Source organism: Shewanella sp. SP2S2-6 (assembly GCF_031931965.1).
GTDB lineage: Bacteria > Pseudomonadota > Gammaproteobacteria > Enterobacterales > Shewanellaceae > Shewanella > Shewanella baltica.
In genome coordinates, this window is the sequence record NZ_JAUOEQ010000002.1 from 287,506 (window position 1) to 309,010 (window position 21,505).

Genomic DNA, 21,505 nt, shown 5'->3' on the forward strand with positions numbered 1-21,505 from the left:
GCCCTCGATTTTATAAGCACTGCATTTAAAAATAGCACTTATAAAGTAAACGAAGAATTTAGTGGCGACAATGTCAAAGTTAAAATAATGTGAAGTAATTTATTGTTTTAAAAACACTAATAAGCCGTCTCTAAGGTTTGATTAGGTAAGATACGAGCAAAATAGCTTTGGGTTTCGGCGATAATGATATGCCTCAAGCCCACAATGGCGATCAAGTTAGGGATAGCCATCAAACCATTAACCGTATCGGCCAACAACCAAATCACATCAAGTTTGATAAAAGCACCACCCGCAATCAGTACCAAAAACACCACTTGATACATGCGTAACCCGCGCTCACCGACTAAGTAATACCAACAGCGTTCACCATAATAATGCCAGCCCAAAATCGTGGTAAACGCAAAACACACTAGCGCAATCGTCACCAAATACTGACCCACAAGCGCTGAACCTCCCAGAGCAAAAGCAGCACTCGTCATCGCGGCACCTGCCGTCTCACCACTCCATACCCCAGTGATGATCAGCACTAACCCCGTCATAGTGCAAATGATAATGGTATCGAAGAAAGTACCCGTCATGCTGACGAGACCTTGCTCAACGGGTTCATTGGTCTTAGCGGCAGCGGCGGCAATGGGTGCACTACCTAATCCAGATTCGTTCGAGAACACACCGCGGGCAATACCGATTTGAATCGCCTGCGCGACTGTCGCCCCTAAAAATCCCCCCGCAGCTGAGAGTGGCGTAAAGGCAGATTCAATCACTAAAGCTAAGGCGGGTAAAATCTGCTCGGAGAAACCGACTAAGATCCACACGCAGGCCAACACATAACCAATCGACATCGCAGGCACAAGTTTTTGCGCCACATTTGAAATGCGCTTTACGCCACCCAAAGTGACTGCGGCAACTAACACAGTCAACACAGTCGCAGTCAACCAAGTCGGCACCTCAAAGGCAATCGTCAGCGCATCGCTGATGGCGTTAACCTGTGCAAAAGTACCGATACCGAAAAAGGCCACACCAACCCCAAAGAGAGCGAACAATTTCGCCATCCAAGGTAGACCAAGGCCGCGCTCGATATAATACATAGGGCCACCCGCAATCTGCCCACGAGCATCGGTGGTACGGTACTTTACCGCCAACATACATTCAGCATATTTTGTCGCCATGCCAAAAAATGCCGCCAGCCACATCCAAAATAACGCCCCTGGCCCGCCCATTTTTATTGCCGTCGCCACGCCGACAATATTACCGGTACCGATAGTGGCGGACAGCGCAGTACAAAGCGCGGCAAAGGAAGATAAATCCCCATGACCTTTGGCGGGTTTAAACAACAATCCCATCGCCATCGGCAGACGAAATACTTGGATAAGCTTGAGACGTACAGTGAGGTAAACCCCTGTACCCACTAGCAAACAAAGGGTAATTGGGCCCCAGACGATGCCATTAATACTGGCAAGTAAAGCTTGAAAACTCATGATATTCCTCGAATATTAAACAACAAAATTAATAAACGGAGGAGGAAAAGAAATGGCTGTGACGCGCCGCAGTCGGACGCTATAGCGAGCTATTTTGACCTAATCTCGGCCGAGAATCGCCTAAGCTGAACGCTAAAAGCGTAGCAAGCGAGAGCTCTACACGAGTGCTTTCAATAAGAGCAAAAGTGCTCCATCTCAAGCAAAAGAGTAAAAATAGCCCACGACGACAAACGACAGGGACTGTGCAGTCATCCTCTCCTCTGTCCTTTTGCCTGAGCGTTTCGCGTCGCAGGTTATACAATAACACCACGACACTTTCGCCTTCGGCGCCACCTGATTGCACAATGAGTGCAACTGGTAGTCTCTCCAGAGGCTCGTCCAGTAACAGTCCACGCCTATCGGCACCTGAAAGAGTGCTTTGTTTTCATAAGAAGACTCGCTTCTGTAAAACCAAAGTTGCCTCGTCGGTGTGGGGTCAATTCCCCACTCTCCTGCTACCTTCATCCGAACGGATTGCTAGATTGAGATTTACTCCCAAGCTAACAGGACGCACAGAATGCAACAAACGCGGCGTCAGCTCAAGCCGTTTGCTCACAGTTCGTCGAGGATTTAATTCAATTGACTATTTTTACGGCAAGTGACGATTTATGTTTTGTGATCCCGTTTATGATCTCATTACAGGAAAAATCAGTATCTATCTGAATAGAAAATGCTTTATCTTGAACACTGGATTGCAACACTAAATTGCAGCCAGGATATGTTGCAGCCACAGTTGAAAACACTACTGACTACACCCGCCGCCAATGGATATAAAGGAGTTGCTCAATGGTCGACGTCGCTAAGCTTAATCAAGTAACCAAAGGCTTTCGCGATGGTGAGCAATATCATCAAGTGCTGCAAGCGGTCAATCTACAGATCCACAGGGGTGAAACCGTCGCACTCACAGGCCCCAGCGGCAGTGGTAAGAGCACCTTGCTCAATCTCATTGCCGGTTTTGAAACACCAGACTCGGGCGAAATCCTGCTAGAACAAGCATCCACCTCCACTTGGCAAGATAAAGAGTGGAGCCGTTTCAGGCGCGATTCCTTGGGCGTTGTGTTTCAGCAATTTAACCTACTCACGCCCCTAAACGTGAAAGACAATATCGCCTTCTCCTTAAGTTTAACCACGCAGCCATGGTCAGCTTGGTGTGACTATCTGGTTGAAAAACTCGGGCTCTTACCATTACTTCATCGCCCAGTTGAAGCCCTGTCCGGCGGTCAACAACAGCGGGTCGCCATCGCCCGCGCCTTAGCCCATAAACCGACCTTGCTGCTAGCCGACGAACCCACAGGTAACTTAGATGATGTATCGGGTAAGCAAGTCATGGCATTACTGTGTGAACTGGCGCGAGAAAGCCAAACCAGTATCTTAATGGTGACCCATAGCGAAGAGTGCGCCGCCTTTATGCAAAAACGTTGGCACTTATCCCAAGGTGCAGTCGCTATCTATGAACAATAAACGGCTCACGAAAGCAACATCTACTGGACTTCAGCAGACTGGGCTGAGACTGACATGGCTCAGCCTAAAGGTGTTTATCGCCCATTATCGCCATGCGCCCATACAAGCAGGAGCCATTCTGCTCGGTATCGCCTTGGCCGTGACGCTACTGATTGGGGTTAAAGCGACCAACGATAATGCCGTGCGCAGCTATAGCGATGCGACTGAGCTTTTGAGTCAACGCGCCGATGTGTTACTCACACCGCCCCTAGGACAAAATACCTTAGATGAATCTGTTTATTTCGACTTAAGACGAGCCGGATTAAGTCAGAGTCTCGCCGTCGTGAATGGCAAAATCTCCGGTAAGAATGGTCAGTTTTGGCAACTGGAAGGCAGCGATCTGATTGCCGCATTAACGCTACAAAAATCGAGAAGTCACGCCTCGAGTGAAACGCAGTCAACGACCTCGCCACAGATGAATGACTTGCCGCTTGCCGATCTCCTCAACGGCGCCCCCACTGTGATAATGAGCCGCAGCCTAGCCACCAAAGTAGCGCCAGAGGGTAAACTTGTTTTAGAAAATAGCACCTTAGATGTCATTGCAATTGATGATAGTTTTGGCCTCGGCAGCGCCATCTTGGCCGATATTTCCCTCGCCCAGCAATTACTGAACATGCAAGGCCGATTAAGCTATATCGCCATGTTCAGCGAGCGAGAAAACTTACCTCAACTAAAATCCCAACTCGACGCTTTGGGCATCACGCCGCAAAAGGCCAGTTTTAGCCAGCAAGATCAAGGCCAAGCGCTGATAGCGCTGACGCGCAGTTTTCACCTTAATCTCAATGCCATGAGCATGTTAGCCTTCGTTGTCGGCCTCTTTATCGCCTACAATGGTGTGCGCTACAGCCTAATGAAACGGCAAAAACTATTAGTGCAGTTATTACAACAGGGAATCGAGCGCCGCGCCTTGATGACGGCGCTGATGTTAGAATTAATTTTGTTGGTTGTCTTAGGCTCAAGTTTGGGCTTTATCAGTGGTTTGCAACTCAGCCACTGGCTGCAACCTATGGTCGCCATGACCTTAGAGCAAATGTATGGCGCCCACTTACTCCCCGGTATTTGGCAATGGACTTGGCTTATCGAGGCGATAGCCCTCACCTTAGGCGCAGCATTTGCCGCTTGCTTGCCCTTGTATTTAGATCTTACGCGCCAAGCACTTGCACAAGGAGCGAATCGTTATCAGCAGATGCAGGCACACCGCAAAACCCATAGTATTCAATTTGTCTTAGCCTGTGGTTTACTGACCGTAGCGGCGCTGCTATTTCCCTTCAGTCAAAGCTATAACATCAGCTTAGTGTTACTCGGTATCGTCGCCATCGCTATCCCCTTGTTGTTACCGCAATTATTGCATTGGGGCGTCAGTGCGTTAATGCCCTTGGCACGCCCTGGATTATGGCAATATTTGCTCGCCGAAACCCGCGAGCTTATCGCACCGCTCTCCTTGGCTATGATGGCAATCTTGCTGGCGCTCAGTGCCAATGTGTCGATGAACACGCTCGTTCGAAGCTTCGAGCAAACCCTGCGGACTTGGCTAGAAACCCGCTTGCATGCCGATCTCTACATCCGTCCACCGAGCCAGCGCATCGACACGATTCAAACCCAATTGATGCACGATCCTAGAGTCAGCGGTCTTTATCAGCAGTGGCAAATTGAAGCCCAGCTTTCACTCCCTGTCTCGACGGATAATTCGCACGCACAAACAATTCCAGTTAGCCTACTTAGCCGTGATGAATATTCGATTCGCCACACCAGCGCCCTAAAAGAAAGCCTACCCACGTTGTGGCAATCCTACTTTAATGCTCCCGTGATCTTAGTGAGCGAGCCCTTAGCCATTAAATATCAATTGCAGCTTGGCGATAGCGTGTCCTTGGATGTGCTAGAGAAAACGGGTAACAGCCAAGCCATTATCGGCGGCATTTATTATGACCACGGCAATACCCGCAACGAGGTGATTATCAGTCAGCCGCTTTGGCAAAAGGCACAGTTACCTGTGCTGCCAGTCAGCTTGGCGGCGAGTTTTCATGGTGACGCGCAGGGCAGAAGGATAAGTGAAGCACAGCTCGATGAACTGCAAATCCAACTGGCTGCCGAGTTAGGCTTATCGCAAGCGCAAATCTACAGTCAAACTAAGATTAAAACCCAAGCTATCGCCATGTTTAAGCGGACTTTTTCAATTACCTTAGTGCTAAATAGTTTGACGCTGATTGTCGCCGCGATTGGCCTTTTTAGTGCCTGTTTAATGTTAACTCAGGCACGGCAAGCGCCACTGGCACGGCTGTACTCCTTAGGTGTGAGTCGTAATGCGCTGCGCGGCATGGTGTTTATGCAGATGCTGATTGTGGTGCTGATCACTTGCCTGCTCGCTATGCCAACGGGCGCGCTGTTAGGTTACCTGCTCATCAACAAGATCACCTTGCAAGCCTTTGGCTGGACGATAAAAATGATTTGGGATTGGCAAGCCTATGGCGAAGCAATACTGATTGCCTTAGCCACCTGCACCTTAGCTGTGCTCTTGCCGCTATATTGGCAAACACGCAAACCACTGGTCGCCAGTCTGCAGCAGGAGACACTGTGATGAAAACACTCAATCTGAACAGTATTGTATGGGCAGTCGTTGGGTTAATGCTTATCGGCGGCTGTGATAAAACACCATCGCCCCCAAATACTCAGTCCAAATCCATGGCCAATGTGGTGGGGAAAACCTCGACTAACCAAGATGATTTAGCCTTTGCCCCTGTTATTCCCGGCTATAAATTTGAGTTTCCGCGGGATCACTTAGCGCACAATCACTTTCGCCAAGAATGGTGGTATCTGACCGCCAATTTAACCACAGAAACAGGTGAGCAACTCGGCGCCCAGTGGACGCAGTTTAGAGTTGCCCTTAACCCCACAGATTTGCAAGCAACCTTTCCACAAACAACAGATCCACAAACAGCAACTCCGCAAGCAACTGATACAAAACCCAAAAGTGAATCCACTTGGGCGACTCAGCAGCTTTACTTGGCCCACAGCGCATTAACCTCGAGTCAAACTCATCTGGCTCAAGAAAAGTGGTCGCGCCGCCATAGCGAGTTTGCCGAGGTGAAATTAGAACCCTATCAAATCCGCCTCGATAGCTGGCGCTGGCAGAGCGAAACCAATGCACTCTTTCCCGCCACATTAACGGTGGAGAATCCTGATTTTAGCTACCGACTTAAGCTTAACAGCCAAGCGCCACTGCAATTCCAAGGCGCTAACGGCTATAGCCTTAAAAGTCGCGATGGCCAAGTGGCCTCTTACTATTACAGTCAACCCTTTATTGAAATCTCAGGTGAAATCAACCGTAATGGCAAAGTGGAGCGAGTCACAGGTCAAGGCTGGCTCGACAGGGAATGGAGTTCGCAATTTCTCACTAAAACGCAACAGGGGTGGGATTGGTTCGCCCTCAGGTTAAACGATGGCTCGACGCTGATGTTATTTCAGCTACGGGATCAGTCGCCAGCAGAGTCCACAAAGAATACGCCTATCTCGGCATTTTATAGCGCCAGAAGAATGTTTGCCGATGGTACAGGGCGCAACATCAATTCCACTGACAATCCCAATGACATTCAGATGACGCCTCTTAAATGGCAACACACAGTCAATGGCGACTATCCCGTCAGTTGGCAGGTAAAAATCCCCAGCGAGAATATCGATCTCATTATCACGCCGCTCAATCCCAATAGCGCCATGCCATTATCGACAACCTACTGGGAAGGCCCTGTGCAACTCTCTGGCAGCCATACTGGTACAGGTTATATGGAACTGACGGGCTATTGAGCCCAAACATAGTTCTTATAACCAGAAATGTTAAGTCAGCGCGAAGTAACATAACAAGACAGTTATTCAGAGAATCATCTTAAACTGCTGTTATATAAAGATATAGCAACACGCCGTACGTGACCAAGCCCACAATAACACCCTATTTGCGATCGAGTTCAAGACTAATAATCAACCAATTGTTGCATTTTAAAGTCAACCCAAATACAGTATCATAAATTTAAATGACAACGTTGTCATAACGTAAAAATAACAGTTTAACTCTCACGTTTATGAGTGACTGCAATACGCATCAACCAACACAAATGGAGTTGTGAATGAGTTCTATCATCCGCATAGAGAAAGGTTTTACCTTAATTGAACTCATGATCGTCGTAGCCATCATCGGCATTCTCGCCGCTATCGCTATCCCTTCTTTTTCCGAATACCTAAAGCAAGGTCGTCGTTTCGATGCCCAGCAATATCTGATGACGAGCGTGCAAGCATTAGAACGCAATTATTCCCGTCATGGTAAGTACCCTGCAGCGCAAACCTTAACCAATAGTCCTTATTACACCTTTAGCTACACACCGGCGGACGACAAGTTAAGTTTCTCCCTCTCGGCAATCCCAACCAGCCGCCAATCGGATAGCTGTGGCACCTTAAGCATTAATCAGAAAGGCGTGCGAACTCCTGCTGCCAATTGTTGGACAAATTAAATGTCGAACACGTGGAATCAAGGATTTACCTTAGTTGAGCTTATGGTTACCGTCGCGATTATCGGTATTTTAGGCAGCTTAGCACTCCCTTCGTACCGCGATGTTATGGCACGTGAACAGCTAACAGCCGCTGCGAATGAATTGGTCTCTAGCTATAAATTTGCCCGCAGTGAAGCGATAAAACGCAGTACTTTAATTACTCTCACGGCAACAGAAGCAGGACTTTGGGTCATTAAAGATAGCGACGATAACGAATTGAAGATTTTTACGCCTCCGACGCATGGAATTGATGTAACAGGACTGACTAGCATCAGCATCAGTGCCACGGGCAACACCGCCAAAACCAGTATTTCATTGACGAACAGTCAAGGTGAAAACATGAATTTATGCATTTTACCGAGCGGCCAAAGTCAACTTCAAAGTGAGGATTGTGCATGAAAGCCTTCAATCACATAGGTAAAAAGCACCTTGGCTTTACCATGACAGAAGTTTTAGTTTCACTCGTGGTATCAGTCACTTCATTGCTTGCACTGGCAAAAGCGCAGCTATCATCGCTACAACATGCCAGCAATAGCTTTCAATACACAGTTGCCACAGTGCAAGCGCAAAATGTCATTGAGCAGATTTGGCCAAGATTATGCGAAGTGCAAAAGCAACCCGCCCGCTTCGAAGATATCAATTTTAGAGCCAGTTTAAGCCAAGATTTCCCCGCAGGCTTTGACTTAGTATTACCCGCCACTTATCAAGACAACATGGCAATTACTGTAACTTGGCAAGATGGTCGAGTCGATACCAATAATAGCGTCAGTCTTAACGCCAGCTTTCCGCATCTGTGTAAGGTTTAACTGTGATTTCAGCTCATCGCACTCAACGGAGACACATTAAACTCACCTCAAGACAAACGGGGTTTAGCTTATCCGAACTGATGATTGCCATGGTATTAGGGCTAATCATCATGATCGCTGTGATCAATTTCTTTGCACCACTTAAGACTACTGTTGAGGAAAGTAAACGTCTAGAAAATGCCGCCGACGCCTTAAGGTACGCCACGCTAACGCTCAGTAAAAGCATCAAACAGGCGGATAATGTCGCCCTTGTATCGGCTAACGAACTCGTCCTAAGCACGCGTGCCTCCGCAAACCAACCGAGTATTAGCTGTTTAGGCCAAAGTAAAACCGCTGATTACACCGAAACCTTTAGCTTTTTAGCACCTAACTTATCCTGCGACGATGGTGATGGCGCACAAACGCTTCTCACTGGGCTAGAAGCGGCTCACTTCTCTCAAACTGGTGAACTCGTCAGTATTAATTTGAAACCCTTAGCTTTACCGACCCAATATGATCAGGGTATTAGCTTACAGATCGCACTGCGTAAACCTCTTTGGCAACAAGCCATTAATTCACAACAAGTGCCATAGGCACGAGGAAGCACAGACATGCACACGGAACGTTCATTTGCTCACGCTTCGCCACTTCGCGGCAATATTAATAAGCAAAAGGGTGCAGTGTTACTTATCGTCTTAGTCTTCAGTATATTAGCCAGTTTATTGGTCGTGACATCACTGCGAGATAACTTAGTACAAGAGCGGCTGAGCGGGAACTTCCAGAAGCAAGTCAATGCGCAACTCACCGCCGAACAAGGCATGTATGAAAGCTATAACACCCTCAAAGCGACTTTAATTAAAGCGCCTCAAAGCACCGCGGCCTCCTTACATGACAGTCTGCCAAAGAGTGCCTCAGGCAGTATCGACAGCAGCGCCTATACATTGACAAAAACCGTGACCCCGAGCGCCGAACTCAGCGTCAACAGCACTGGGCAACACTTAGAAGGTCAGGCCAAACTCAATGCACTCTTCGCCCTAAAAGGCGCAAAGGGCAATAACATTTTTAACGATGCCATCGTTTCCTGCGAGAGCCTCAATCTGACTGGTAGTAGCACAATCGATGGTTATGACTCACGAAAAGGCCCCTACGGCGATAGCTTCAATAATGATCAAGGCAACAGCCAACTCAATAAGCACGGCAAAGGCAATGTGACGACGGTTGAACCGAATGCCGATGTAACCTTGTCGGGCAATTCGCCGATTTACGGCGATGTCAGTGCAACGGGAAATGTCACATTAACTGGCTCATCTTCCCTAATGGGCAATATTCAAAGCAATAAAGATGTCATCGTAGGCACAGGTACGGTCGGTGGGAATATCGCTGCGGGTCATAATTTCGAGCTAAAAAACAGTGGCACTGTTGAAGGCTCAGTGCAAGCCAATAACAACGCATCAACGGCCCCTGGTGCCAAAGTGAATGGGACACTTCAATATGGTGGTGATGGCAACTTCCATCAAAATAGCAACATTGGCCAAGCAGTGAATCTAGCACCCAATGTCCCTCCCGTTCCCACTAAGTCCTGCGATCCCTTAGATATTGGCGCCGTGATGGGAGGGTTTAAAATGCCCAACAATGGCGCGAGAACAATAGCATCAACCCAAAATGTCACCATTTCGCCAACGGGCTCGACAGCGAGTTCAGGTAACAGTAATGCGTTTCCTGCCCTGTCCTCAAGCTCAGAAAACATCTTCGGTTCTGAAACCCCAGTATTTAACCTCGACAGTTTAGTCATGAGTAGTGATGGTGTATTAAACATCAGTGGTGGAGATGTAACGCTGATCATCAATGGTGATTTTAAAATGAGTGGCGCAAACCAACTTAATATCGCCCCAGGTTCAAGTTTAACGTTATTTGTGAATGGTGAAATTTCCTTTACGGCAGGCACCAATAACGGCAATAGCATTAAAAGCCAAACCTTAACCAGCAGCAATAAACCGCCGTTAGCGATTTATTCGGGTTCAAATAAAGATATAACTGTCAGTGGAAGCGTGCCGATTTACGCCGCGCTTTATGCGCCTAAATCCAAAGTCAATCTGCCCGGTGGTCCCGAAATCTTCGGCTCGGTAAGAGGCAAATCCATTACCGCTACGGGCGATGGCAAGATCCATTATGACAATGCTTTAGGCGAAGCCGATTTAGGCAGTGACAATGCAATTCCCCCCGCGATAGTACTTAAAGGTTGGCAATATTTATAATCTTGAATTATTGGCCGTATCCCATATACGGCCAAGTACAACACACCTCATCCACTATAAATTCACCGCTTAAATTTCAAACTGAGAGTTAGATCACTCGCAAAACTTTGATCCGGATCGACTATCGCTTTCAATACCTCTTGAGAGGTATACCCACATTTTTTATCAGGTCTAGACTCGCCTGTATCAGCACTCGTTTGCTCTGCTTTTCCAAATCAAGCAACCGAGTTTACGCCACTACAGGTCACCCCAATGAGTCAGGAATACCACGTCACTAGCCTTGTGGTGCATGCCGCTCCTAAAGCCTTACAACAGGTTGAAGCCAATATTTGCGCATTAATGGGCGCTGATATTCATGCGGTTACGCCAGAAGGGAAATTGGTTGTCACCCTCGAAGGGAGTAGCCAAAGAGCAATTCTCGACAATGTTGAAGCCATCAATGCCCTGTCCGGCGTGTTATCCGCCAGTTTGATCTACCACCAAGTCGCACCTTTAGAACAAGAAAATGAGGAAAGATTATGAGCATAAGCCGCCGCGAGTTTCTCAAGGCCAACGCTGCGGTTGCCGCCGCAACAGCCGTTGGCGTCACGCTTCCCATTAAAATGGTTGAAGCCGCCGAGCAGCCAGACAATATCAAATGGGATAAAGCCCCATGCCGCTTCTGCGGTGTGGGTTGTAGCGTATTAGTCGGCACCCAAGCGGGCAAAGTAGTCGCCACTAAGGGCGATCCTGAGAGTCCAGTCAACCGTGGTCTTAACTGTATCAAGGGCTATTTTTTATCGAAAATCATGTACGGCAAAGATAGATTAACTACGCCATTGCTGCGGATGAAAGACGGCAAATACCATAAAGAAGGTGAGTTTACCCCAGTCAGTTGGGATATGGCCTTCGATACAATGGCCGCTAAGTGGAAACACAGCCTCGCCACTAAAGGCCCGACGTCTGTGGGTATGTTCGGCTCAGGCCAATGGACTATTTGGGAAGGCTACGCCGCCTCTAAATTGCATAAAGCCGGTTTCCTCACCAACAATATCGACCCTAACGCCCGCCACTGTATGGCATCGGCCGTGGGTGGCTTTATGCGTACCTTCGGTATTGATGAGCCCATGGGCTGCTATGACGATTTAGAAGCCGCCGATCACTTTGTGCTCTGGGGCGCCAACATGGCCGAGATGCACCCAATTCTGTGGGCACGATTATCCGACCGCCGCTTAAGCCACAAAGACTGCCGCGTACATGTGCTGTCGACCTTTGAGAACCGCAGCTTCGATTTAGCCGATAACCCTATGGTGTTCCGCCCACAATCGGACTTAGTGATCCTCAACTTTATTGCCAATTACATTATTCAAAACAAAGCCATAAATACCGACTTTGTCACTAAACACACTAAGTTTGCCTTAGGCGTTGACGATATCGGCTATGGCCTGCGTCCAGACCATCCGTTAGAGAAAAAAGCTAAAAATCCAGGCAATGGTAAATCCACCCCCATTAGCTTTGACGAGTACGCCAAGTTTGTCAGCACATATACGCTGGAATACGCAGCTAAGATGAGTGGTGTTGAGCCCGAAAAGTTAGAAACCTTAGCCAAGGCCTATGCCGATCCTAAGGTTAAAGTCATGAGTCTGTGGACCATGGGCATTAACCAACACGTTCGCGGCGTGTGGGCGAACAACATGCTCTACAACATCCATTTGCTCACGGGCAAAATTGCCACACCGGGTAACAGTCCTTTCTCATTAACGGGTCAACCTTCGGCTTGCGGTACAGCACGTGAAGTCGGTACTTTCGCCCATCGTTTACCCGCCGATATGGAAGTGACGAACGACAAACACCGCGCCATTACCGAAAAACTATGGCAAGTACCTGCAGGGACGATTCCCGCCAAACCTGGCTACCATGCCGTACTCCAGAGCCGAATGCTCAAAGATGGCAAGCTCAACTGCTACTGGACCATGTGCACCAACAACATGCAGGCTGGCCCTAACATCAACGATGAAATCTATCCTGGTTTCCGTAATCCAGAAAACTTTATCGTGGTTTCAGATCCCTATCCAACTATCACAGCCATGGCGGCGGATTTGATTTTGCCAACGGCAATGTGGGTCGAGAAAGAAGGGGCTTACGGCAACGCCGAGCGCCGTACTCACCTATGGCATCAGCAAGTAAAAGCGCCAGAAGGCGCGACCTCAGATCTGTGGCAACTCGTCGAGTTTTCAAAACGCTTTAAAGTGTCCGAAGTCTGGCCAGTTGAGTTAATCGCTAAGCAACCAGAATATGCGGATAAAACCTTGTATGAAGTGCTATTCGCTAACGGTGTGATCGACAAATTCCCAACTTCCGATTGCAAAGCAGCGCTCAACGATGAGAGCGAACACTTTGGTTTCTATCTACAAAAAGGCATTTTTGAAGAATACGCCACTTTCGGTCGTGGCCATGGTCATGATCTAGCCGACTTTGACCGTTACCACGAAACTCGCGGCCTACGCTGGCCAGTCGTTAATGGCAAAGAAACCCTTCGCCGTTTCGTTGAGGGGAGCGACCCTTATGTCAAAGCGGGTGAAGGCTTTAAATTCTATGGTAAGCCAGATGGTAAAGCGGTGATCTTCGCCCTACCTTACGAGCCTGCGGCGGAAGAGCCGAATGCAGAATACGATCTGTGGATGTCGACTGGCCGCGTGTTAGAGCATTGGCACACAGGCTCGATGACCGCCCGCGTCCCCGAGCTTTACCGCGCTTTTCCCGATGCGCAGATTTTTATGCATCCAGAGGATGCCAAAGCCCGCGGTGTACAACGCGGCGATGAGGTCATAGTAGCCTCACCGCGCGGTGAAGTGAAAACCCGAGTTGAAACTAAAGGCCGTAACAAACCGCCACGCGGCGTGGTATTTATGCCCTTCTTCGATGCGCGCCAGTTAGTCAATAAACTGATTTTGGATGCGACCGATCCCCTATCAAAAGAAACTGACTTTAAAAAGTGCCCAGTCAAAGTCACCAAGGCGGAGAATAACCAATGAAAAAAATACTCACCTTAACTGCATTACTTATCGGCATAGCGGGCTGTTCCGGTCAGCAAGCCGACACTAATGCAGCGCTGGTTAACATTCAATCCCTCGCGGGAAACATGGCGATCACCGACATTCGCCCAGCCGATGCCATGGCGACTTATCCCAGCCGCGGCACCGCCATTGAGCGCAGTTTTAGCGAGCAACCCCCGCTCATCCCACATAAGGACGATTACAAGATCACCTTAGATAAAAATGGCTGTCTAAGCTGCCATAGTTGGGACAAAGCAAAACGCATGAAAGCCACGCCTGTTGCTAAGTCCCATGTGATTGATGATAAAGGCACAGTGAACGGGCATAACTATTTCTGTACTCAATGCCACGTCGCTCAAGCCGAAAACAAACAACCACTCGTGGAGAATCAGTTCTCAGACAAGTAAATCACCTTCCCCTGCAAAGCAAAGCCACCCGAATTTATAAGGGTGGCTTTTTGCTATTTAAGCATCCCATCGTAATGAGTTGGCTTACTGTCGGTGATGAGTATTCAAGTAAATATAAGACTAAACGTCTATCGCTGGCTCAGCGTCCGTTGCTGAACAGTACTTTCACCGAGGAAGGATTGAGCAGAAGTTAAAAAGGCAAAGTGAGAATACAGGGAAATAAAGATAAGAGCAGAACCTAAAACGCAGAAAAGTAAAAAACCAGCCTAGGCTGGGTTTACTTGTTGTTTTGCTTTATGCAAATCACCCGCTGGAGCCGTTTTAGTGACTTGCGCCGCTTTAGCGTTTTGCACCTCTTTTGCCACAGGCATAGCCGCCTGCCACAAAGCCCCTACCCACAGACTTGAACTTGATTTCATCGGTATTCCCCTGTTTTGTTAACAAGGTCAAAGTAATATTTAAGCCATCATTAGTAAAATGAATAAATTCCATAATATGGATTCCATTTAGGCATGAACATCCCAATCAAGACCTTACAATGTTTTCTGACCCTAGTGGAAACCGAAAACTTTACCCGCGCCGCACAGAAATGTTTTATCACTCAGCCGACACTGAGCAAAATCATCCAAAGACTCGAAGAAAGCCTAGGGGAAACCTTGCTGATCCGAAATAACCAAAAGGTTGAGCTAACTCAGGCAGGGCAGCTATTTGAGCACAGTGCGCGGGAAATCCTCGGTCAATGGCATAGATTGCAGGAGGACATGAGTAACCTCAGCGGTCTCAAGTCGGGGCGATTACGGCTAGGGGTGTGTCCCATGATGAGCAGCCTAATTATAGGTTTGCTCACTAGCTATCGTAAGCGCTACCCAGGAGTTGAGCTACACATGTATGAGTACGGCGGATTTGGCTGCGAGCAAGCCCTACTCAATAACAGTCTCGATATCGCCTTTACTGCGCTCCCCACGACCCATGAGACCGAACTCGTCAATCAACCCCTGACTAAGTACCCTTTACTCGCATGCCTGCCAGAGGGGCATCCCTTAGCCGAGAAAGACCACTTAAACTGGCAGGACTTCCAACCCTACCCTTTTATCCTCTATAACGAAGACTTCTCCCTCGCTAAGCTGATTAATCGCCTCAGTCGAAAAGCAGGTGTTCAGCTCAATATTGCCTTTCGCAGCGGCCAATGGGATTTTCTCGCCGCCATGGTTGAGGCCGATATGGGTGTCGCCATTTTACCTGAGCCTATCTGCAATAGGCTAAGCACCAGCAAACTGATCTTTAAACCTATGCAGCCCGCAATGACATGGGATCTGGCGCTTATTTGGCGTCAAAGTTTACCTTTAACACCCGCGGCCAAGGCCTTGCTTGAATTGAGTAAACAAAAAACTGAGCGCTGAAATACTGAGAAGATAAAGCGAGAAATGACATTCTGTAAAACAAAAGGATACGGACTTTAAACAAAGAGATACGAAGCTTCGTCAACCGTAACTAGTGATGACAGTTGGATCTCACCCATAAAAAAACCGCTGTGAGCCTAGGGGCCTACAGCGGTTTTTATTAGCTAACTAAATATTAGCTAATGTAAGTTAAGAATTACTTCTTAGCTTCAGCAGCTTTACGTTCTTTAACTTGAGCAACAACTTTCTCAGCTACGCTAGCTGGACATTGGCTGTAGTGTGAGAACTCCATAGAGAACTGACCACGACCAGAAGTCATTGTACGTAAAGTACCGATATAGCCGAACATTTCTGATAACGGTACGTCAGCTTTAACGCGAACACCTGTTACACCAGCAACTTGGTCTTTGATCATGCCGCGACGACGGTTTAAGTCACCGATCACGTCACCCACGTTGTCATCTGGGCTGAACACGTCAACTTTCATGATTGGCTCAAGAAGTTGTGGTTTAGCTTTGGCAATAGACTGACGGAAAGCGCCTTTAGCAGCGATTTCGAACGCGATTGCTGATGAGTCAACTGCGTGGAATGCACCGTCAGTTAATTCGAACTCAACGTCTAACACTGGGAAGCCAGCGATAGTACCTGTGTTCATCATGCTCGCGAAACCTTTCTCAACTGCTGGCCAGAATTCCTTCGGAACGCTACCACCAACTACTGAAGATTTGAACACGAAACCAGTGTTTGGCTCACCTGGGCGGATGATATATTCGATCTTACCGAATTGACCAGAACCACCTGATTGTTTCTTGTGAGTGTATTGATCTTCAACCATTTGAGTAATGGTTTCACGGTAAGCAACTTGTGGCTCACCTACGATCAATTCAACGCCATAAGTACGCTTCAGAATGTCTACTTTGATATCTAAGTGAAGTTCGCCCATACCTTTAAGGATGGTTTCACCTGAATCTTCGTCAGTTTCTACGCGGAATGATGGATCTTCAGCGATCATCTTACCGATAGCGATACCCATTTTCTCAGATCCACCTTTATCTTTTGGCGCAACTGCGATAGAGATTACTGGCTCTGGGAACACCATGGCTTCAAGAGTACATGGGTGTTTCACGTCACATAAAGTGTGACCAGTTTGAACGTTTTTCATACCCACGATAGCGATAATGTCGCCAGCTTGAGCAGATTCAATTTCAATACGGTCATCAGCATACATTTCACACATACGGCCGATACGCTCAGTTTTACCTGTAGCGCTGTTCAGGATGGTGTCACCCTTCTTCAGTTGACCAGAGTAGATACGTACGAAAGTCAGGGCGCCGAAACGGTCATCCATGATTTTGAACGCTAATGCTTTTAACGGTAAATCAGCAGAAACGATAGCGAATTCGCCAGTTTCGTTGCCTTCTTCGTCAGTTAATGGTTGTGGATCAACTTCATCTGGTGATGGTAAGTAGTCAACAACAGCATCAAGAACCAGTTGCATACCTTTGTTCTTGAATGCAGAACCACAGTATGTTGGGAAGAATGCCATAGTACGAGTACCCGCACGGATACAACGCTTGATGTCTTCCATAGATGGCTCTTCACCTTCCATGTAAGCTTCCATCACAGCATCGTCTTGCTCAACGGCTGTTTCGATCAGCATTTCACGGTATTCTTCAACAAGATCAACCATGTCAGCAGGAACGTCTTGAACTTCGAAGTTCTCTGGTAAACCTGAATCATCCCATACATAAGCTTTACGAGTTAACAGGTCAACAACACCTGTGAATTCGTCTTCAACACCGATTGGTAAAACCATAACCAGTGGATTAGCAGCTAATACGTCTTTAGTTTGCTTAACAACACGTAAGAAGTCAGCACCCATACGGTCTAACTTGTTTACGAAGATAATACGCGCAACTTCAGATTCGTTCGCATAGCGCCAGTTAGTTTCTGATTGAGGCTCAACACCGCCTGAACCACAGAATACACCGATACCGCCATCAAGCACTTTCAGAGAACGATAAACTTCAACTGTGAAGTCAACGTGTCCTGGGGTGTCGATAACGTTGAAACGGTGATCTTTCCAGAAGCAACTAACTGCAGCAGACTGAATAGTAATACCGCGCTCAGCTTCCTGTACCATGAAGTCAGTGGTAGATTCACCATCGTGAACTTCACCGATTTTATGGATTTTACCGGTTAGCTTAAGGATACGCTCGGTGGTCGTGGTTTTACCCGCGTCAACGTGAGCGAAGATACCAATGTTTCTGTATTTGGATAATTCGGTCATGATTCAACTTTAATGAGTAGTTTAAGAAGTAGACGGAGTATGCGACAAACACCGACACACCGCACATCAGATTATTTTAGGCGCATATTGTAAATTGGAACCCTTCTCGGCGCAAATGGCTAGACTACTTTTTCACGATAAAGTCGCGTAATAATTTAATAAAATGGCCATAAACACGAACTAAAACAACTTAGTAAAACTCTTTAGCTTATTTTTCAGTCAATCAATAAAAAACGTTAAAAAAACTACATTCTAATGGGATAAGGTCATTTCTAATGAATTTCTATCATATTGTTAGGTACAAACCACTAACATTAACCCATGAGCATTACGGCTGGTGCAATAATGCTAATCCTTCCTCTAAAATAAAGATGGCTTAGTAAACTCATCTCAGTAGCAACCATTTACTTAAATAACAGTAAATCATACTTGCGCAAATGTTTACCTGTCGGTGCACATTTGATTACGCCCTTGTGCTTTAGCACGATAAAGCGCGCGGTCGGCACGTTCAAAGCACAACATCATAGGTTCGTTATCGGCAAGCTTAGCGACGCCAAAACTGCAAGTTAACTGAACATTGTCAGTAAATTGATAATGTTTGATCCTCTCAGCTATCCGCACACACAAGCTTTCAACTAAGGGTAAGGATGACTGCTGGCAGAGGATCACAAACTCTTCGCCGCCCCAACGGGCAACCACATCAGATTCACGCACGCAGTGCTGTAGTACCTGCGACACTTGCTCAAGGATCCGATCCCCGACGTTATGCCCTAGCGTGTCATTAATCTCTTTAAAGTAATCGATATCAATCATCACAAGGCACATGCCTGCCTTAGCAGATTTATCATGCTGCTCATTATTAATAAAAAGGCGATTAAAGTAATGTCGGTTATACAACTTGGTCAGGGGATCATGGGTAGATAAAAACTCGAGTTCGGCATTTGAAGCCTCAAGCTGCTGTCGTAAGGTTTCGAGCTGCTGATTCTTATCGGTGAGTCTACGGTTATACTGGCTGATAAAGTAAGTTCTTGCCCCCAACATTAGCAATAACAAACACGTCGCGCAGATAACTTGATAAACAAGCGAATAGTTAGTCTCATCTATGACAGTCACATTATTCCACTTCTGATAAATCAAGATCCGCTCCTGCTCACTCACAGCATTTAAGGCCTTATTTATCACAGGTAACAAGGACTCTTGACCATAGGCAACCCCCATCCGCAACTCATCTTCTGGTCCGCCCCAACCGGCTATTTTCAAATGATTAAATCCCGTTTGTTGGATGTAGGAGTTAACCGAAAACATCGATCCCACAAACAGATCGGCACGTTTATCCAGCACCGACTGCAATCCTGCGGGCTCACTGGCCACGGTAAGCGTCTCAATTTGAGGATAATAATGCTGAATATATTCGGCTAAACGGTAACCTTTAGGCACGGCTAAAGTACGTGCGCCAATATTCTCAAATCCTTGTAGAAAAGGCTGCTCTTTAAGTGACACCAATACATTAGGAGAGCGAAAATAAACATCACTGAAGTGCAGATAAGTCTCTCGTATCAGGGTTTTATTCAGCATAGGAGTTAAATCACACTGTCCGCTTTGCAAAAAAGATAAGGTCTCGGTCCAAGAGGAAGTCGGCACCAGCTGAAACTTGAGCGAAGAATGCGATTCAATATAATCAATATAGTCTGACGAAATACCCAGATGCTTACCCTCTCGGATTCCTTCATAAGGCAACCAGTCAGGGTCGACGCAATATCTTACTATCTGAGTAACACTAACGTCTTGGCCAGCAGGCTTAACATTCGCCATCGCTAAACGGTCGGCATAAGCCAGTAATGGCATACACATCAATAGCGGCAATAACCTCAATAAGCCACGCAATTCCATTGATAGTTTCAACCTAAAAGCAGATGCTCGATGGGTAATGTAAAAAAGTGTATACGTGAAAACCGCATAATACCAATTCCCATCACGATGAGTGCGAAGCAGTTCCTTATCTATAGTCGGCTCAAAACGCCAGAATATGTGTCAACGCGACACAATAATGGATGTGTAGACTGGTATAAAAGCCCTTGAGTTAGGATGGCTAACATTGAAGTAAATAATGATTGAGGCAAAGTATCACTTATTTCAGATATTCAGATTAGAACTTTCAAATTTGGCGAGTCTAACAGGAAACGATTAATCAACAATAATATCAATAGCTTATACCATTCCGCATTGGAGTCTGATCTACTAGCAAGCAACCCAACAGCTTAAAATTGGATTATGAAACCTGAAACTGCTGAAAGTCTGCTTAGCCTCTCCAAAAGAGAAAAAAATCCGCATAAGCGCATGCGATTGCTCGCTGTATCGCTATTTTTGCAATGCCATAACCGCACTCAGGTGGCAAGCCAGTTGAAGGTGGCCAGATCTAGCGCCAACTTATGGGTCTCCAGCTATCTTGGGCAAGGACTGGCAGGACTTGAAGATAAACCACGCCTAGGGAAGAAGCCGTCATTGTCAAATGAGCAAAAAAGGAGACTCGCCAGATACATTGAGTTCAAAGCACAATCAGATGAGGGCGGCAGACTCACTGGGGCCGACATCCAGCAATACATCTCGAGTGAGTTTAATGTCGAGTACCATCCCAATCACATCTACAAGCTACTAAAGAGCATGGGATTCTGTTGGATAACCAGCCGCTCCAGGCATCCAAAACAAACTCAGAGCTTACAGGACGCTTTTAAAAAAGTTTCCTCTGGAAACGATCCTTCACACTCCCATTCATATACAACCACACCAGATTGATATTTGGTTTCAGGACGAAGCCAGATTCGGCCAGCAAAATACAACGACACGACTTTGGGCCCCCAAAGGCAGTAGACCAAGAGCGCTAAGACAGCAGCAGTTTGAATATGTGCACCTCTTCGGCGCAGTCTGTCCTGCAACAGGAGAAACTGAAGCCATCATCACGCCATTCGTTAATAAGGACATCATGCACCAGCACTTGGAGCTCATTGCAAAACGCACCAAATCTGGCCGCCATGCAGTCGTGGTAATGGACGGTGCAGGTTGGCATACCAATGACATTGCTGCTGATATCCCCAACCTGTCTATACTCAAACTGCCGCCATATTCCCCAGAACTAAACCCCATCGAACAGGTATGGAGTTGGCTGCGCCAACATTATCTCGCCAATCGCTGTTTTAAAGGATATGAGGACATAGTGGATGCCTGCAGCCAGGCATGGAACAGCTTTATCAGTTGTACAAAACGCGTGGTAAAGATGTGCTCTCGGGAATGGGCAAAGGTGACTGAACTTTAATGCGGAATGGTATTAAATATACGTAAAGATAAAGCAGACCCACAGCTATTTTGGCAAAAGTAATATTTTCTAACATGCGAATACGAAAAAAGCCTCTACATTGCTGTAGAGGCTTTCATCTTTATGTTGGCGGAGCGGACGGGACTCGAACCCGCGACCCCCGGCGTGACAGGCCGGTATTCTAACCAACTGAACTACCGCTCCTTTAACTTAACGTTTGCACATTAAGCTAAATTAGGCGCTTGGCGATGACCTACTCTCACATGGGGAGACCCCACACTACCATCGGCGCGTTTGCGTTTCACTTCTGAGTTCGGGATGGGATCAGGTGGTTCCACAAGGCTATTGTCACCAAGCAAATTCTGTTTATTACCGTGTCCATCTCTGGCTCACGCTAATAATAATTCGGAAAGCTGATTTGCTTTGTTTGAGTTCGCACTTCATCAAGTGTCGATATTCTGTCTAAGGCAACTT

General features: G+C 47.0%; 17 protein-coding genes, 1 tRNA gene, 1 rRNA gene and 1 riboswitch. Of the genes, 13 read left to right on the top strand and 6 right to left on the bottom strand.

From position 1 onward, the window contains the following. Positions 1 to 116 precede the first annotated feature (116 nt). On the bottom strand, positions 117 to 1,475 hold the full coding sequence (locus Q4Q57_RS03200) for a sodium:alanine symporter family protein (RefSeq protein WP_105251512.1): 1,359 nt from the start codon (positions 1,473 to 1,475) through the stop codon (positions 117 to 119). A gap of 250 nt (positions 1,476 to 1,725) precedes the next feature. Further along, positions 1,726 to 1,855: riboswitch (glycine riboswitch) on the bottom strand. 445 nt (positions 1,856 to 2,300) lie between these two features. Between Q4Q57_RS03200 and Q4Q57_RS03205 the strand changes: the two genes are divergently transcribed. The 11 genes from Q4Q57_RS03205 to napB all read left to right on the top strand — a co-directional run bounded on the left by Q4Q57_RS03205 (position 2,301) and on the right by napB (position 14,031). Next, the gene (locus tag Q4Q57_RS03205; protein WP_220592070.1) at positions 2,301 to 2,975 is read left to right on the top strand and encodes an ABC transporter ATP-binding protein; all 675 of its coding nucleotides are present in this window, start codon (positions 2,301 to 2,303) and stop codon (positions 2,973 to 2,975) included. Further along, positions 2,965 to 5,589, top strand: coding sequence for an FtsX-like permease family protein (locus Q4Q57_RS03210; protein WP_311889719.1), 2,625 nt, complete (start codon positions 2,965 to 2,967; stop codon positions 5,587 to 5,589). Before Q4Q57_RS03205 ends, Q4Q57_RS03210 begins: the two co-directional genes overlap by 11 nt. Then, a complete protein-coding gene (locus Q4Q57_RS03215) occupies positions 5,589 to 6,812 on the top strand; it encodes a lipocalin-like domain-containing protein (RefSeq protein ID WP_311889720.1) in 1,224 nt (407 codons plus the stop codon). The genes Q4Q57_RS03210 and Q4Q57_RS03215 overlap by 1 nt, the downstream gene beginning before the upstream one ends. 317 nt (positions 6,813 to 7,129) lie before the next feature. After that, positions 7,130 to 7,510 carry a type IV pilin protein gene (locus Q4Q57_RS03220; RefSeq protein WP_311889721.1) on the top strand — a complete coding sequence of 127 codons (381 nt, stop codon included), beginning with the start codon at positions 7,130 to 7,132 and terminating at the stop codon, positions 7,508 to 7,510. Further along, positions 7,511 to 7,948, top strand: coding sequence for a GspH/FimT family pseudopilin (locus tag Q4Q57_RS03225; RefSeq protein ID WP_311889722.1), 438 nt, complete (start codon positions 7,511 to 7,513; stop codon positions 7,946 to 7,948). Further along, on the top strand, positions 7,945 to 8,355 hold the full coding sequence (locus tag Q4Q57_RS03230; RefSeq protein WP_220592065.1) for a prepilin-type cleavage/methylation domain-containing protein: 411 nt from the start codon (positions 7,945 to 7,947) through the stop codon (positions 8,353 to 8,355). The genes Q4Q57_RS03225 and Q4Q57_RS03230 overlap by 4 nt, the downstream gene beginning before the upstream one ends. 2 nt (positions 8,356 to 8,357) lie before the next feature. Continuing rightward, positions 8,358 to 8,927: a prepilin-type N-terminal cleavage/methylation domain-containing protein gene (locus Q4Q57_RS03235; RefSeq protein ID WP_311889723.1), complete on the top strand. Its 570-nt coding sequence runs from the start codon at positions 8,358 to 8,360 to the stop codon at positions 8,925 to 8,927. A gap of 18 nt (positions 8,928 to 8,945) precedes the next feature. Next, positions 8,946 to 10,589, top strand: coding sequence for a polymer-forming cytoskeletal protein (locus tag Q4Q57_RS03240; RefSeq protein ID WP_311889724.1), 1,644 nt, complete (start codon positions 8,946 to 8,948; stop codon positions 10,587 to 10,589). Between the two features lie 252 nt (positions 10,590 to 10,841). Continuing rightward, a complete protein-coding gene (locus Q4Q57_RS03245; RefSeq protein WP_126491205.1) occupies positions 10,842 to 11,111 on the top strand; it encodes a chaperone NapD in 270 nt (89 codons plus the stop codon). After that, positions 11,108 to 13,603: a nitrate reductase catalytic subunit NapA gene (gene napA / locus Q4Q57_RS03250; RefSeq protein ID WP_311889725.1), complete on the top strand. Its 2,496-nt coding sequence runs from the start codon at positions 11,108 to 11,110 to the stop codon at positions 13,601 to 13,603. The genes Q4Q57_RS03245 and napA overlap by 4 nt, the downstream gene beginning before the upstream one ends. Then, complete coding sequence (gene napB / locus Q4Q57_RS03255) at positions 13,600 to 14,031, top strand: nitrate reductase cytochrome c-type subunit NapB (protein ID WP_311889726.1); 432 nt, start codon at positions 13,600 to 13,602, stop codon at positions 14,029 to 14,031. The genes napA and napB overlap by 4 nt, the downstream gene beginning before the upstream one ends. Positions 14,032 to 14,297: 266 nt before the next feature. On the opposite strand, the gene Q4Q57_RS03260 is transcribed toward napB, so the two are convergent. Continuing rightward, positions 14,298 to 14,450: a hypothetical protein gene (locus Q4Q57_RS03260; protein WP_006082989.1), complete on the bottom strand. Its 153-nt coding sequence runs from the start codon at positions 14,448 to 14,450 to the stop codon at positions 14,298 to 14,300. A 93-nt stretch (positions 14,451 to 14,543) separates the two neighbouring features. On the opposite strand from Q4Q57_RS03260, the gene Q4Q57_RS03265 reads away from it, so the two are divergent. Continuing rightward, entirely contained in the window at positions 14,544 to 15,431 is an 888-nt protein-coding gene (locus Q4Q57_RS03265) for a LysR family transcriptional regulator (protein WP_106649520.1), read from the top strand. A 196-nt stretch (positions 15,432 to 15,627) separates the two neighbouring features. Here the strand turns inward: Q4Q57_RS03265 and fusA are convergent, their stop codons facing one another. Together fusA and Q4Q57_RS03275 are read right to left on the bottom strand one after the other, a co-directional pair. Beyond that, the gene (gene fusA, locus Q4Q57_RS03270) at positions 15,628 to 17,721 is read right to left on the bottom strand and encodes an elongation factor G (RefSeq protein WP_220592060.1); all 2,094 of its coding nucleotides are present in this window, start codon (positions 17,719 to 17,721) and stop codon (positions 15,628 to 15,630) included. A 441-nt stretch (positions 17,722 to 18,162) separates the two neighbouring features. After that, positions 18,163 to 19,611: a diguanylate cyclase gene (locus Q4Q57_RS03275; protein WP_311889729.1), complete on the bottom strand. Its 1,449-nt coding sequence runs from the start codon at positions 19,609 to 19,611 to the stop codon at positions 18,163 to 18,165. Between the two features lie 381 nt (positions 19,612 to 19,992). On the opposite strand from Q4Q57_RS03275, the gene Q4Q57_RS03280 reads away from it, so the two are divergent. Continuing rightward, positions 19,993 to 21,031, top strand: a protein-coding gene (locus tag Q4Q57_RS03280) for an IS630 family transposase (RefSeq protein ID WP_311889730.1) whose coding sequence is annotated in 2 segments (ribosomal slippage) — positions 19,993 to 20,451 and positions 20,453 to 21,031 — 1,038 coding nt in all. Because the reading frame shifts where the segments join, the coding sequence is not laid out codon by codon here. A gap of 127 nt (positions 21,032 to 21,158) precedes the next feature. Here the strand turns inward: Q4Q57_RS03280 and Q4Q57_RS03285 are convergent. Next, positions 21,159 to 21,235 (bottom strand) — tRNA-Asp (locus Q4Q57_RS03285). A 36-nt stretch (positions 21,236 to 21,271) separates the two neighbouring features. Further along, a 5S ribosomal RNA gene (gene rrf / locus Q4Q57_RS03290) occupies positions 21,272 to 21,387 on the bottom strand. Positions 21,388 to 21,505 lie beyond the last annotated feature (118 nt).